Origin of the sequence: Hoyosella levis (assembly GCF_026008515.1) — a bacterium.
GTDB classification, from domain to species: domain Bacteria; phylum Actinomycetota; class Actinomycetes; order Mycobacteriales; family Mycobacteriaceae; genus Lolliginicoccus; species Lolliginicoccus levis.
In genome coordinates this window covers 59,552-73,591 of record NZ_BQYM01000001.1, presented here as the reverse complement: position 1 = coordinate 73,591, position 14,040 = coordinate 59,552, and the positions used below count along the sequence as shown (strand labels likewise).

Here is a 14,040-nt window from a genome sequence, read left to right as displayed (position 1 = left end):
GGGCGGATGGGGCCCCTTGCTAGTCCTCGCTCCTGCGAGCCTTGTCCTGCTTGCGGCGACGGCGCACCTCGGTTCGGGCAATGACAAACGCGAGGATCACCGGCCACACGTACTTCAGCTTGTCGAGCAGCCAGCGGACCCAGTCCGGGACCGTGACGTCCGGGAGATCGATGCTGGGCAGCGGGATCGTCGGCAAGGGAATCGATGGAAGGTCCGGGAGCGGGACGGAGGGCAGGTCTGGCCAGTCGATCGAGGAGAGGAGCTTCGCGAGCAGGAGCGCGATCAGCACCGAGGCGATGACCCCGGCCGCTCCACCGAGCGCCTGCAGCATGGGATAGAGCGTGGGATGGTCGCGCAAGCGATCCTCATGCTTGGCCGCTGGGGTTCCCGGATCCGGGATGAGATCGACTCCTGCCAGCCCGGCGGCCGCCTTGAGCGAGACGTCTGGTCCCGTGCTGCTCAGGTAGGTGGCCCGCTGGGGCGTCCCCATCGAGGAGAAGCGCAGGAACATCGTGCCGGCATCGTCGGCGGTGAGCCTCACCTTGTCGTTCCACGTTTTTTGCGTCGCCACCACCACGCCATCGATCTGCCACTCGATGCGGCGGCCAGCCGATCCCCACACATTGACCCGGTGGTGCTGGCCGCCCGCCTCCAGCGTCCACGTCTGGTCGGGGTGCTTCTGAGCCACGGGCCCGATCGTACTTGAACGTTCGAGCGGCGGCGTCGCTGCGACTGCCAGGTCCGATAGCAGAGGCATGCCTCGTCCTGCGCGTTGCCTCGTCCACCCAGTATCGTTGAGGCTTACCCGCCGCGCGTCCGGGATCGATGACCAGGGGGCACCATGTCCACTGACGTGAACAACCCACTCTCCGCTGGGGCGAGCACGGCCGGGCACATCCGGCTCACCTCGCATGCGGGAAGCGCGGGCGCGCTGGCGATCAGGTGGGGAGCGGCGACACCGGCCGAGCGTGGCCCTGTCATTGGCACGACCGCATCGCGCGCGCAGCGCAACGTCATCGGCACCCATAGTGGCTCGTACAGCGTGTACCGGGCCCTCGCGGTAGCCGCGGGAGCCTTGTCCCGGGAGCATCGCGCCGACCTGACGAACACCGCGCCGACCGTGCCGATCGGCCCCTATCCGCAGTGGAGGGGGCCGAGCACGATCGTGAGCCTGGATCCGTGGGGCGCGATGATCGCCGAGGCGTTCGCCGGGGAGATCGCTGCGGGCATGGACATCCGTCCCACCATCGCGGTGACCAGGGCGCACGTCTCCTTGCCGGAGATCGCCGACGCCATCGCTCAAGGGCGCCTGGTGCCCGACGGCCGGATCCTGCTGGCCAGTGGCGCGGCAGTGGTCACCAAGGTGGCCATCGAGCCTGTCTGGTACTTGCCAGGCATCGCGCACCGGTTCGGCTGCACCGAGACCGAGCTGCGCCGGGTGCTGTTCGAGGAGACCGGCGGCATGTTCCCGGAGCTGGTCACCCGCCCCGACCTGGAGGTGTTCCTGCCGCCGATCGGTGGGCAGACGGTGTACATCTTCGGCAAGACCGCGGATCTCGCGGATCCGGCGGTGGAGCTGACCGCGCGGGTCCACGACGAGTGCAACGGCTCGGACGTCTTCGGCTCCGATATCTGCACGTGCCGCCCCTATCTGACGCATGCGATCGAGGAGTGCATCCGGGGCACCCAGCGTGGTGGAGCGGGCGTGGTCGCGTACTCCCGAAAGGAGGGCCGGGCGCTCGGGGAGGTCACGAAGTTCCTGGTCTACAACGCGCGCAAGCGCCAGGAGGGCGGGGACACCGCCGACCACTACTTCGCGCGCACCGAGTGCGTCGCGGGCGTGCAGGACATGCGCTTCCAGGAGCTGATGCCCGACGTGCTGCATTGGCTGGGCATCCGGCGGATCCACCGCCTGGTATCGATGAGCAACCTGAAGTATGACGCGATCACAGGTTCGGGCATCGAGGTCGGGGAGCGGGTGAACATCCCGGACGAGCTGGTGCCGCTGGACGCGCGCGTGGAGATCGACGCGAAGATGGCGGCGGGCTACTTCACGCCCGGCGCGGTACCGGATGCGGAGCAGCTGAAGCAGGTCAAGGGCCGGGGGTGGACCGATGACTGACACTGTCGCTCGAGCGGCAGCGGCACTGCGCTCGACGACCGCCATCCGGGAGCGCGCCCATCACCTGCTGCAGCGGGCCCGCGATGGTCGCTCTACCTGGTTCGACGTCGATGACGACGCGCTCGAGATCGCCGCCGCCGAGGTCGCTTCCATCACCCGCGACCGCTACCCCAGCCTGGAGATCCCCTATCACAGCCGCTGGCGTCACTTCGAGGCTGGCGGGGTCGACCGCGCCGTGGTACTGCGCGAGCGCCTCGCTGGGTCCGATGCCTCGGCTAGCGCCGCATCGATGATCGACCTCGTTGTGGTCAGCGTCCTCCTCGACGCGGGCGCTGGCCCGGACTGGAAATACGCCGAGCAGTCGAGCGGCCAGGTCTTCACCCGGTCCGAGGGCCTCGGCGTGGCGAGCTGGCACGCGTTCACCAGCGGCCTGTTCTCCAGCGACCCCGCGAACCCCGGGCAGGTCGACGTCGTGGGATTGTGGGACCTGACCGCCGCGCAGCTCGCCGAGGCCTTCCAGGCCAGCACCGACAATCCTCTGGTCGGGCTCGACGGACGGGTGCGGTTGCTGCACCGTCTCGGCGACGCGCTGTCCCTCGTGGGCCGTCCCAGCGGACTCTTCGAGGGCATCACTGAGATTTCTGCCCACGACATCCTCGCCCGCCTGCTCGATGCGCTCTCGGGCATCTGGCTCTCCGGGAACACGCTCGGCAACGAGGCACTGGGCGACTGCTGGCGCCACGAGGCGGTCCCGGGAGCGGGCCTGACCCGGGGCTGGATGCCGCTGCACAAGCTATCGCAGTGGCTGACGTACTCGCTGCTCGAGCCGCTCGAGCAGGCGGGCGCGCGGGTCACCGGCATCGATGAGCTGACGGGCCTTCCCGAGTACCGCAATGGTGGCCTGCTGCTCGATACCGGGGTGCTCCGCCTGCGCGATCCGGAAGCGACCACCCGCACCTGGAACGTCGGGGACGAGCTCGTGGTCGAGTGGCGCGCGCTGACGGTCGCATTGCTCGACGAGCTCGCCCCGCTCGTTCGCTCCCGCCTCGGGCTGAGCGCGGATCAGATGCCGCTAGCGTGCGTGCTCGAAGGTGGCACCTGGGCGGCGGGACGTGCATCGGCGCAGCGCTTGCGCGGCGGATTGCCACCCCTCTCGATTGCCAGCGACGGCTCGGTCTTCTAGCAAGGAGCGCACCATGAGCACTGTCCATGTGATCGACCATCCGCTCATCGAGCACAAGCTGACATTGATGCGGCGCAAGGAGACCTCCACCAAGAACTTCCGGCAGCTGCTCGATGAGATCTCCATGCTCATGGCCTACGAGGTGCTGCGCGACTTCCCCGTCCAGCCGGTCGACATCGAGACCCCTCTCGAAGCGACCACCGGCAATGTCATCGACGGCAAGAAGGTCGTGCTCGTGCCGATCCTGCGGGCGGGCACCGGCATCCTCGAGGGAATGCTGCGCGTCGTGCCGGGGGCGCGCGTCGGCCACATCGGGCTGTATCGCCAGCCCAAGACGCTGGTGGCGGTCGAGTACTACTTCAAGATGCCCGACGAGCTGCATGAGCGCGACATCGTGGTGATCGACCCGATGCTCGCCACCGGCAATACCGCGCGTGCGGCGATCGAGCGGATCAAGGAGCTCGGGCCACGGTCGATCAAGTTCGTGTGCCTGCTGACCTGCCCCGAGGGCATCGACGCGCTGCACCGGGCGCACCCTGATGTGCCGATCTACACCGCCGCCATCGATCGCGAGCTCGACGAGCACGGCTACATCCGGCCCGGCCTCGGCGACGCTGGCGACCGGATCTTCGGGACGCGGTAGCCGGGCAATGCCCAGCGCGCGCTCGGGGTGGGTGGTCCACTGGCGAGCGCGCGCAGGAGCCTGCGAGATCACCTTTCCGTTGTCATAGCCTCGTCCCCGCCATCTGGTGCTCCTGGCGGTGCTCGGTGGCTGCCCACATCGCGGTGGCAATCAGCCAGAGCGCGACAGCAGCGGCCAGGGGCTGCACATAGAACTGCGCGACGCCGATGGGGATGATGCGGGACGCGGCGAAGACGATCAGCGCGATCGCGGCGATCGTGCCCTCCATCCGGCCGAGCGCCCCGGTGCGCTTGATGGCGGCCGCGAAACCAGCGATACCGAGCACGAACGCCACGCCGCTGAGGAGCAGCACCGGCTTGAACCACATCATGAGCGCGTCCTGGACTGCTTCGGCATCCGCCCCGGCCTCGTGCGCGGCGAGGGGGCCGAACTCCATGCCCGGCAGGAGCGCGTACCCCAGGCTGCCGAGGACGATGAATCCGAATCCGGCTGAACTGAGCCAGCGGTCCCCCGCATCACGCAGATAGCTGTGGATGGCGGCGAACGCGACGATGAGGAACGCGGAGGCCACGGCGAGCGCGATGTGCGATAGGCCCCACACAACCGGGTGCTCGGCTATGTGCTCGGCAACAGCCGCGCTGTCGGGCAGGCGCCCTGGGATTGGCGGGTGCCATAGCAGGGCTCCGGCGAGCACCACCGGGGCCACTGCCATCGCTGCCGCGCCGGTCTTGTGCTTGTTCATGAGAGGACCTCCTTGTGTTGTGAGCTGCGTCGTTCTCCCGGCCTGATGCCGGTCGCGACGTTGACGGGTGCATGCAGGACCGCGCCGCGCGATCCGCCCGAGCGTTCCCGCAGCATCCCGTCGAGCACCCGTTGCACGGTTTCACACTGGGATCGCGGAAGCCGCGAGACGAGCAGGGACACGTCCGCGTTGCTGGCGGTGAACGCCTTCCAGAGGTGGGCTCCCGACCTGAATCGCACGGAGCAGATCACTGCGTTCGCTCGAACATCCACCAGCCCGGCGACGCGCAGCAGGCTTGCCAGAGCCTGTGGGTCGCGCGCCTGGAAAGGCGGCCCCGGATCCATCAGAGAGGGAGCGACCCCAGGTAGCGCGGCTTGCAACGCCGCCGCGACAAAGGTCAGAACCTCGGATGCGCGCCGCGCGCCCCACGCGGCGACCAGGACAGTTCCGGCGGGCCTGGTGACCCGCAGGAGCTCCTCCACGCCCTGGCCCATGCCGGGCAGCAGCGGGTTGCCGTTCAGCGATGCCGTCACATCGAAGCAGCGGTCGGGCATCGGCAGGCCGGGTCCATCGCTGACGAGGGCATCGAGGTGAAGTCCTTCGCGTTGTGCCCAGCCGGTGAGCCACGCGATTGCCGCGGGATCAGCAGAGATAGCGGTGACCTGGGCACCCAGGCGCGCGGCCGGGATGCTGAGTGGGCCCGCACCCACGTCGAGGAAACGTGAACCGGGGCGAACCGCCGATGACACGGACAGGATCTCAGCGCCGAGCCGCGCGCGTTCCTCCTCGCGGATCTGGGCCGGATCGGCTATCGAACGGGTCATGCTTTCGAGCGTAGAAATACCGGGCGAGCGTCCGCATCGGGAAAGACCCGCGATCGGCCTCCCCCGGCGGCGAGGGAAATCCCCTACTGCACGATGCCGCGCTGGTACGCGTATGCGGTCGCCGCCGCGCGGTTGGGCACGCGCAGCTTCGACAAGATGCTGCTGACGTGCCGCTCGACGGTCTTCTCGCTCAGGACCAATGTTGCTGCGATGCGCTTGTTCGTCTTCCCCGCGGCAACGAGCGCGAGCACCTCGCGCTCGCGCGGGCTCAGATCACCCGGGTTCCCCGCGCCGGACAGCGATGCTAGGTCGCGCGCCGCCCCGAGCTGCCGGTATGTGCCGCGCGCTGCCTCGAGCTCGAGCTGCGCGGTGTCGGTGTCCCCGAGCGCCAGGCAGGCGCGGGCGAGCAGTGCATGGGCGTGCGCGGCCTCGTAGGGCACCTCGAGCTCCTGCCAAACCCGCTGCGCGGCCTGCAGTTCAGCACAGGCTTGCGCAGCCTTGTTCTCGGCGAGCAGTACCGCGCCATCCGACTGGGCGGCAAGCCCCGCCAGGAGCGGCGTTGCCACGCTCTCGGCGATCTCACCGAGCTCGACTACCGCGGTGCGAGCGCTGCTGGCCTCGCCCGCGGCGAGCAGCGCCTCGGCCAGCGCGGCCAGCAGCCGTGCCCGTGCTGGCGGGTCCTGGGTCTCGTCGAGAACACGCCGCAGGGATGCCGCCGCTGCGTCCGCGTTGCCCTGGGCTAGCCGCAGCAGCGCAAGCCCGGGCTGCGGCGAATGCCCGTGCTCGACAGCGTCGTGGTAGGCCTGCTCGGCGGCGGCATGCTCGCCGCGCAAGCGATACAGCTCGGCGAGCTGGTAGTAGGCCATCCCGGCCGCGGGCTGCCGCGGCCACGCCAACCGCTCGACAGCCCTGCGCGCCTCGGCCATCGCCTCGGCCCACTGTCCATGCCATTGCAGGATCTCCGAGCGGTGCACGAGGCACTGGCCCCGGTAGAGCACGAGATCAGGCTGGGCGCCGCACCAGCGTGACATCGCGGCCGTCCATTCCTGCGACCGGCGCAGGTCGAGAATCCGTCGGCATTCGATCAGGACAGCGCAGTAGATGATCCCCGACGCCACGATCGAGACGTCACCTGCGGTCACTGCCACCATCGCGGCGTCAAGATGCTCCACTCCCCGGCGTATATCGCCACGCTGGAGCAGCGCCTGTCCCTGGCCGAGGCTGCTCAGCGCCGCGAGGCCGGCATCACCGCACCGATCGGCGATGCGGGCGGCCTGGGAGAAAGCCTCGAGGGCAGCGTCGGAGTCCTGCTCGCTGAGCGCGTGGAGCCCAGAGGGCACCAGCAGCAGCCCGCGCTCGGCGCAATCGTCCGGCTCGTTGGCGAGCGTGTCATGCGCGCGCCCGAGCCAGCCGCCGCCGCGTGCTGGTTCGCCGCGCATGACGAGAGAGATCCCCAGCCAGAACGCGCACCGCGCTGCCCCGGGCGCGTTTCCCCGCTCGCTATGTCCCCGATACGCACGTTCTAGCGCCGCATCGCTCTCGGCATCCTTGCCCATGACGTATGCCGCTGTCGCGATCAGCTCGATATCACTGGGGCACAAAGTTTCCCGCTCAGCTGCCCTGGTGAGAACGGAGTAGGCATCAGCCCATGCGCGCTCGCGAAAAAGCATCCTGCCGCGCTCGATCTGGCTGGCCGTGCCGGTACTGTCCCGGGAGTCGCTGGTGGTCACGCTGGCACCTTCTTGGAGTCTCCTCATCCCCACCCTATCCCGATCCCCGGCCGGTGTGCGCTCGGCGATCTCACCCCTCGGAAGTGTTACCGAATGCACCCTCGGGCGGCCCGCGGAGGGTGCAAAACCGCACACAACCGGCGCGCTGATGCCGTCCGCACTGACACCCCCAGCTAGCGCTGCCCTGCGTTGAGCCGCGCCGCCTGCCGCATTAGGTGGTCGCGCTCGGGCAGGCTTGTCGCGGACCGGGCAGCCTCGGTGTATAGCCGTGCCGCGGTGGCCGTATCGCCGTCGCGCTCGTGGAGGTAGGCCGCGACGGCGGTGTGGCGGGGCAGTGAAGGGTCGAGCGGCGCGAGGTCGGCGAGCCCGGCGCGCGGTCCCTCTGCCTCGCCGACCGCGACGGCTCTGTTGAGGCGAGCCACCGGGCTGTTGGTGAGGCGCACCAGTTCGTCGTACCACTCGACGATCTGCGGCCAATCCGTGTCCGCGGGGGTGGGGGCATCGGCGTGGAGGGCGGCGATGGCTGCTTGTGCCTGGTACTCCCCCAGCCGGTCCCGGCGCAGGGCGGCTTGCAGCAGGTCGACGCCCTCGGCGATCATCCGGGTGTCCCATAGGCCGCGGTCCTGCTCGGTCAGCGGCACGAGGCTGCCGTCGGGCCGGGCGCGAGCCGGGCGGCGCGCGTGGTGGAGCAGCATCAGCGCGAGCAGGCCAGCCGCTTCCGGATGGTCGATGCCGCTGTGGAGCTGCCGGGTGAGCCTGATGGCCTCGGCGGCGAGGTCGACGTCCCCGGAGTAGCCCTCGTTGAAGACGAGGTAGAGCACGCGCAGCACCGTGGCGACATGACCAGGCTGGCCGAGGCGGGATCCGGAGATGGTGCGCTTGGCGCGGCTCATGCGCTGGGCCATGGTCGTCTCGGGCACGAGGTAGGCCCGCGCGATCTGGCGGGTGGTCAGGCCGCCGACCGCGCGCAGGGTGAGCGCGACGGCGGCGGCCGGGGCGAGGGCAGGGTGCGCGCACAAGAAGTACAGCGCGAGCGTGTCGTCGGCCACCGTGGCCGGGCCGGGAGCGGGCTGGGCGTCGAGGAGGGCCTCACGGCGGCGCCGGGACGCATCGGCGCGGGTGGCGTCGAGGAACTTGCGCCAGGCCACGGCGACCAGCCAGCCCTTTGCATCCCGCGGTGGTTCCTCCGGCCACCGGCGCAACGCCTCGATGAGGGCTTCCTGCACGGCATCCTCGGCCGCGGCGAAGTCAGCTCCGCGTCGGACGAGGATGCCAGTGACCGCGGGGACGAGCGCGCGCAGCAGGGTCTCGTCCACTGCCGGTCACTCCGTGATGGTGGGCGGCGCGGTGAGGAACGGGCGCAGCTCAAGCCATTCGTGGATCGGCTTGCCTCCCGCACCCGGGGCCGCGGATAGCTCGGCCGCGAGCTCGAGCGCACGCTCATGGGTCTCGACGTCGATGACCATCCAGCCGGCGATCAAGTCCTTGGTCTCGGCGAACGGTCCATCGGTGACCGGCGGGCGGCCCTCGCCGTCGTAGCGCACGAACGTGCCCTCCGGGGCGAGCGCCTGGCTATCGACGAACTCGCCGTTGCGCTCGAGCCGGTCGGCGAAGTCCTGCATGTACTGCACGTGGGCGGTGATCTCGTCGGGAGTCCACTTCTCCATCGGCACGTCATTGGCGGGCGCGGGAGCGCCCCGGTAGTGCTTGAGCAACAGGTACTTGGCCATGATGTCCTCCTTCGCGCGGTACAGCCCATTGTGGCTGCTTCACACCGGGGACGAAGCCATGCGCGGATTCTCGACATCGCATTTCGCTGGACCGTTCGGCGGGAGCTCGTTTCAGCGGCCAGGTCGGCGCGCGGGCGGTAGGTTGGGCCGCATGGACAATCCCCTCTCCAGGCTCCGTAGCGAACGCATCGATCTCGACGGGAAGGTCGTGTTCATCACCGGCGGCTCCCGCGGCATCGGGGCGGAGGTCGCGCGCCGGTGCGCGGCCAAGGGCGCCAGGGTTTTTCTCGCGGGCCTCGAGCCCGAGCTCATGGATGCCCTGTGCGCGGAGTTCGGTGACGCCAATGCCGCCTCCCTCGAGACCGATGTGGTCGAATTCGATGCGGTGCGCGCGGCCGTAGCGGCAGCCGTCGAGCGTTTCGGGCGCATCGACGTCGTGCTCGCCAATGCCGGCGTCGCTCCCTACGGCACGGTCGCCACGATCGGCAAGAAGACGTTCGACCTGGCCATGGCGATCAATGTCGGGGGCGTCTGGAACACCCTCAACGCCACGCTGCCGCATGTCACCGAGACGCGCGGGCATGTGCTGACGGTGTGCTCGGTCGCGTCGTTCACCCCGCTCGGTGGCCTGCACGCCTACACCGCGAGCAAGGCCGCGGCGGAATCGCTGACGCATGCGTTCGCCATGGAGGTGGCCCATCTCGGCGTCACGGTCGGCTCGGTGCACCCGAGCTGGATCGACACCGACATGGTCCGCGATGCCGAGAAGGATCTGCCGACGTTCCGCAAGCTCCGCGCCATGCTGCCCTGGCCCCTGCACTCCACGACCACCGTGGACAAGTGTGCAGCAGCGATCGTCGACGGCATGGAGAAGCGATCGTCGCGGGTGTTCAGCCCCGCCTCCGTCGGCACGGTGTACTGGTCGCGGGCGATGATCCAGGCGCCGCTCGCGGTGAAGCTCGCCCGTGGCATGTCGCGGCGGATCATCCCGGATCTCGAGCGCGAGGTCCGCTCCCTCGGTCGCTCGCTGAGCGCGCGGGAGGCCAAGCAGCTCCCCGGCGACGGCGAGTCCCGCGCCTAGCTCGACGATCCCAACCCGCACCCGTCGGCAGAAGCACCGGAAAGCGTCAAGCGCGAGAGAATCTGCCCTGGGTTTGTCGCAGCTTCTCTCGCGCTTGGCGTCGCTGTCGAGGCGCATCGGCCCGGACAAGGGCGCGGAAGCCTGGATCTTCACAGGATCTCCACGATTTGGCCCCGATCAGTGCAGGGGCGCCCGCATACGCTTGCGGCATGACATATCCAGTGGTGCTGGTGGTCGAGGATGACCCAGCGATCAATCAAGCGCTGAGCGATCGCCTCGTCGCCGAGGGCTTCCAGGTGGTGCGGGCCTTCGATGGTCCCGGGGCGGTCGCTGCCCACGAGGCGCACGCGCCCGATGTGGTGGTGCTCGATGTGATGCTGCCCGGCTTCGACGGTCTCGAGGTGTGCCGGCGCATCCAGGCGGCGCGCCCGGTGCCGGTGCTGATGGTCACCGCGCGGGACTCGGAGACCGATGTGCTGATCGGGCTCGGCGTGGGCGCGGACGACTACGTCGCCAAGCCGTTCCGGATGCGCGAGGTCGTTGCCCGCGTGCAGGCCCTCCTGCGGCGGGTGGAGCGATCGCGGGAGGCCGTGGCCACGGCCGCGGTGACCGTCGGTGGCCTGAGCATCGAGCCACGTACCCGGCAGGTCCTCGTCGCGGGATCGGCCGTGCACCTGACCCCGCTGGAGTTCGATCTGCTCGTGGCGCTGGCGACCGAGCCGGGAGTGGTGCGCTCGCACGTCGAGCTGATGCGCGAGGTGTGGGGCTGGTCGGAGGCGTCGGGAACCCGCACGCTGGCCAGCCACGTCAAGGCGCTGCGCGCGAAGATCGGGGCGCACCGGGTGCGCACCGTTCATGGCGTGGGCTACGCGCTGGTGGTGGCGGCATGAGCCGGGCGCGGCCGCTCGATGGCTTCCGGTCGATCAAGGCGAAGCTGGGCATCCTCGTGGGCGCGAGCGTCATCGTCGCTGTCCTGGTCGCGCAGGCAGGATCGCGGGCAGGCGTGCCGGGCTGGCTGACGATGCCGGTGACCGTGGTCGTGGCCTTGCTCTTCACGCAATGGCTGGCGCGCGGCATGACGTCCCCGCTGCGGGAGATGACCGCGGCCACCGCGGTGATGGCGACCGGCGACCATTCGCGGCGGGTGACGGCGACCTCGCTGGACGAGGTCGGTGAGCTCGCTCGGGCATTCAATGTGATGGTTGGCGATCTCGCGGCAGCGGACCAGCAACGACGCCAGCTCGTCGCGACGGTGTCCCATGAGCTGCGCACCCCGCTGGCAGCGCAGCAGGCCTTGCTGGAGAACCTGGTCGATGGCGTCGTATCGCCGGATTCCGAGAGCCTGCGAACGGCTCTGGCGCAGGCCGAGCGGCTGAGCGGGCTGGTGACGGACCTGCTGGACCTGAGCAGGGTCGATGGTGGCGTCGCCAGGCTCGATATCGGCCTCGTCGATGTCGAAGCGGTCGTCGGGCAGGGCGTGGCCGAGGCGCGCGCGCAGGGTGGCGCGCAGCGCGGCATCCGCATCGAGGTGGCGATCGCCGACGGTGCGCGGGAGGTCGAGGCCGATGCCGGACGGCTCGCGCAGGTCGTGGCGAACTTGCTGGACAACGCCGTCCGCCACTCGCCGGAGGGCGGCATCGTGACGGTGCGCGCGGACGCTCTCGACGGTGATCGGTGGGCGCTGGAGGTCAGCGACGAGGGCCCGGGCATCCCGCCGGATCGGGCGGAGCGGGTCTTCGCGCGCTTCGGCTCGTGGGACAACTCCGGTGGCGGCACGGGGCTGGGCCTGGCGATCGCGAGCTGGGTGTGCGAGCTGCACGGCGGCTCCATCGCCGTCATCGGCGGCACGGATGAGGATTCCGGGCGGGGCGCGCGCGTTCGCGCTGTCCTGCCCAAGGCACCCCGGCTGCCAAGCGCCGGGGACTACACGGAGGAGAAGATCATGCCTGATGAACCAGGGCCCGCGGGCGCGGGAACGCTCACTGCGAGAGAGACGCCCAGCGGGCCAGTGCCACCCATGCGGCCAGTACAGCCGGTGGCGGATTCGACGGTGGCGCAGCTCTTCGGCCGCGCGTGGCCCGAGGAGGATCAGCGCCCCCGCCCCGGGCTCGTGATCGGCAGCGTCGCGGTAGGCGTGCTCGCGGCCATCATCCTGCCCGCCCAGTCGAGCATGGGGCTTGGCCTGCTGCTGGTGCTGCTCGCGGCAGGAGGGGTGATCCTGGCGGGCTCGGTTCGCCGGCGTGATCCCTGGACGATGATGCTGGCGGTGGCGAGCCTGGCCCTGGCCTCGTTGCTGGTGCTGCGCGCGGCGGAGTGGGTGACGGTCCTCGCGGTGCTGGCCGCGGCGGTGCTAGCGATGGCAGGACTGACCGGGGCGCTGTCCTTCGGGGCGATGGTCGCAGCGATGGCGGCGTGGGTGCTCGCGGCGATCCGGGGGTTGCCACTGCTGGGCCACACCTTGAACGTGCTGTCACGGCGCTCCAGCGTCTGGCCCGTGGTGCGCACGGTCGCGGTCACGCTGGTGGTGCTCGTGGTCTTCGGCGGGCTCTTTGCCTCCGGTGATGCGATCTTCGGCTCGTGGGCGGACCGGTTCGTCCCCGATATGCAGGTCGATGGGTTCATCAACCGGGCGTTCGTCGGCTTCTTCGTCGGAGGCATCGTCCTCGCCGCGACGTACGTGGCCGTCAATCCCCCACCGGTGGAGAAGGCGACCCTGCCGCCGGCAACCCCGGTGCGCCGGAGGTTCGAATGGATCATTCCGCTCGGAATGCTCATCGCGATCTTCGTGGCATTCGTCGCCGCCCAGGCCACCGCGATGTGGGGCGGGCACGATTACGTGCAGCGGACCACGGGGCTTACCTACGCCGAGTACGTGCACCAGGGGTTCGGGCAGCTAGTAGCCGTGACGTTCCTGACGCTGATCACCGTCGCGATCGTGGCGCGCAAGGCGCCGCGTGCGACATCCGTCGATCGCGCGCTGCTTGCCACCGCGCTCGGCCTGCTGGGCAGCCTGGCCCTCGCGGTTGTCGCCTCGGCGCTGTATCGCATGCACGTCTACCAGGAGGCCTACGGGTTCACTGTCATGCGGCTGCTTGTTACCGGCTTCGAGCTGTGGTTGGGTTTCCTGCTCGTCCTCGTGCTGATCGCCACGGCGGTGCGCACGGGGCGCTGGATCCCGCGGGCAGCGCTCGTTTCTGGCGCGCTGCTGATCCTGGGCATCGGGCTGATGAACCCGGAGGCGTGGGTGGCGGAGCACAATATCGAGCGCTACGCGCAGATCGGCAAGATCGACCTCGATTACCTGCGGTCGCTCGGTCCTGATGCCACCCCCGCGATCATCGAGGGGCTGCCCCGGGAGCTTGCGGAATGCATCATCGCAGCGCCCGAGCAGAGTGGCAGCCTGATTGATTGGAACCTGGGTCGGTCGCGCGCCGCGCAGGCCGCCGAGGGATTCCCCGAGGCCGTTCGGCTGGGCTGCGAGGGCTGATCTGCGAGGGCTGGGCGCGGGCTCAGCCCTGGGGGAAGTAGCTGCGCCCGCTGGGGTGGATATACCCGATGATCGGGGTCCCCGGCGGGCTAGCCGCTAGCCGCGCGCCAGCAACGATCACCTGCTCGAATCGTTCGGCGCCCGTGCTATCGCGGTAGCGCACCCGCAACGTGTCGTGCCGAGTGCTGGAGAACAGGTTGAAAGCGCGGCCATGCCCGGTCACCTCGCCCTCGACGGTCCTGCCGGAGGCGAGCGCGTCGAGACGGAACCGGCGGGTGCGGTAGAAATGCCGCAGGAACAAGTAGCCGATGCCGCCGAAGAAGAGCGTGGGCATCACGATGGTGATCAGGCCCGCGCTCGGGCCGGTGGTGAACACGCTCACCACGACCGCGAGCACGACCATCCCGAGACAAGCCCATCCGGCGATACCGAACACGATGATGCCGTGGGTAACGCGCGGGGCGGAGTGCGTGTGTGTGCTTGCCATGCTTCCATTAT

Annotated in this window: 13 protein-coding genes and 1 pseudogene; 7 read left to right on the top strand and 7 right to left on the bottom strand. The window is 69.6% G+C overall.

What is annotated here, in order from left to right; all coding sequences use genetic code 11:
- Positions 1-19: 19 nt before the first annotated feature.
- Entirely contained in the window at positions 20-688 is a 669-nt protein-coding gene (locus QC765_RS00395; RefSeq protein WP_278312441.1) for a hypothetical protein, read from the bottom strand.
- A 153-nt stretch (positions 689-841) separates the two neighbouring features.
- Here QC765_RS00395 and QC765_RS00390 point away from each other — a divergent pair, with 153 nt between their 5' ends.
- The 3 genes from QC765_RS00390 to upp are packed head-to-tail and all read left to right on the top strand — an operon-like array spanning position 842 to position 3,948.
- Entirely contained in the window at positions 842-2,122 is a 1,281-nt protein-coding gene (locus QC765_RS00390; protein WP_278312440.1) for a GTP cyclohydrolase II, read from the top strand.
- Positions 2,115-3,305, top strand: coding sequence for a URC4/urg3 family protein (locus QC765_RS00385; RefSeq protein WP_278312439.1), 1,191 nt, complete (start codon positions 2,115-2,117; stop codon positions 3,303-3,305). The genes QC765_RS00390 and QC765_RS00385 overlap by 8 nt, the downstream gene beginning before the upstream one ends.
- A gap of 13 nt (positions 3,306-3,318) precedes the next feature.
- Positions 3,319-3,948, top strand: a complete 630-nt coding sequence (upp, locus tag QC765_RS00380) for a uracil phosphoribosyltransferase (RefSeq protein ID WP_278312438.1) — start codon at positions 3,319-3,321, stop codon at positions 3,946-3,948.
- A gap of 82 nt (positions 3,949-4,030) precedes the next feature.
- Here the strand turns inward: upp and QC765_RS00375 are convergent, their stop codons facing one another.
- The 5 genes from QC765_RS00375 to QC765_RS00355 form a co-directional block, all read right to left on the bottom strand.
- The gene (locus QC765_RS00375) at positions 4,031-4,690 is read right to left on the bottom strand and encodes a hypothetical protein (RefSeq protein ID WP_278312437.1); all 660 of its coding nucleotides are present in this window, start codon (positions 4,688-4,690) and stop codon (positions 4,031-4,033) included.
- Positions 4,687-5,514, bottom strand: coding sequence for a class I SAM-dependent methyltransferase (locus QC765_RS00370; RefSeq protein ID WP_278312436.1), 828 nt, complete (start codon positions 5,512-5,514; stop codon positions 4,687-4,689). The genes QC765_RS00375 and QC765_RS00370 overlap by 4 nt, the downstream gene beginning before the upstream one ends.
- An 83-nt stretch (positions 5,515-5,597) precedes the next feature.
- Complete coding sequence (locus QC765_RS00365) at positions 5,598-7,244, bottom strand: helix-turn-helix transcriptional regulator (RefSeq protein WP_278312435.1); 1,647 nt, start codon at positions 7,242-7,244, stop codon at positions 5,598-5,600.
- Positions 7,245-7,417: 173 nt separating this feature from the next.
- Positions 7,418-8,560, bottom strand: coding sequence for an RNA polymerase sigma factor (locus QC765_RS00360; protein ID WP_278312434.1), 1,143 nt, complete (start codon positions 8,558-8,560; stop codon positions 7,418-7,420).
- A 6-nt stretch (positions 8,561-8,566) separates the two neighbouring features.
- A complete protein-coding gene (locus QC765_RS00355) occupies positions 8,567-8,974 on the bottom strand; it encodes a YciI family protein (protein WP_278312433.1) in 408 nt (135 codons plus the stop codon).
- A gap of 151 nt (positions 8,975-9,125) precedes the next feature.
- Between QC765_RS00355 and QC765_RS00350 the strand changes: the two genes are divergently transcribed.
- The 4 genes and pseudogenes from QC765_RS00350 (at position 9,126) to QC765_RS16515 (ending at position 13,542) form a co-directional block, all read left to right on the top strand.
- Positions 9,126-10,055, top strand: coding sequence for an SDR family oxidoreductase (locus QC765_RS00350; RefSeq protein WP_278312432.1), 930 nt, complete (start codon positions 9,126-9,128; stop codon positions 10,053-10,055).
- 209 nt (positions 10,056-10,264) lie between these two features.
- Entirely contained in the window at positions 10,265-10,945 is a 681-nt protein-coding gene (locus QC765_RS00345) for a response regulator (RefSeq protein ID WP_278312431.1), read from the top strand.
- A pseudogene (locus QC765_RS16520) lies at positions 10,942-11,952 on the top strand (HAMP domain-containing sensor histidine kinase); the annotation flags it as partial. The gene QC765_RS00345 and the pseudogene QC765_RS16520, both read left to right, overlap by 4 nt.
- A gap of 45 nt (positions 11,953-11,997) precedes the next feature.
- Positions 11,998-13,542, top strand: a complete 1,545-nt coding sequence (locus tag QC765_RS16515) for a DUF4153 domain-containing protein (protein ID WP_444979972.1) — start codon at positions 11,998-12,000, stop codon at positions 13,540-13,542.
- 22 nt (positions 13,543-13,564) lie between these two features.
- Here QC765_RS16515 and QC765_RS00335 read toward each other — a convergent pair whose 3' ends face one another.
- Complete coding sequence (locus QC765_RS00335) at positions 13,565-14,029, bottom strand: hypothetical protein (RefSeq protein WP_278312429.1); 465 nt, start codon at positions 14,027-14,029, stop codon at positions 13,565-13,567.
- Positions 14,030-14,040: the final 11 nt, after the last annotated feature.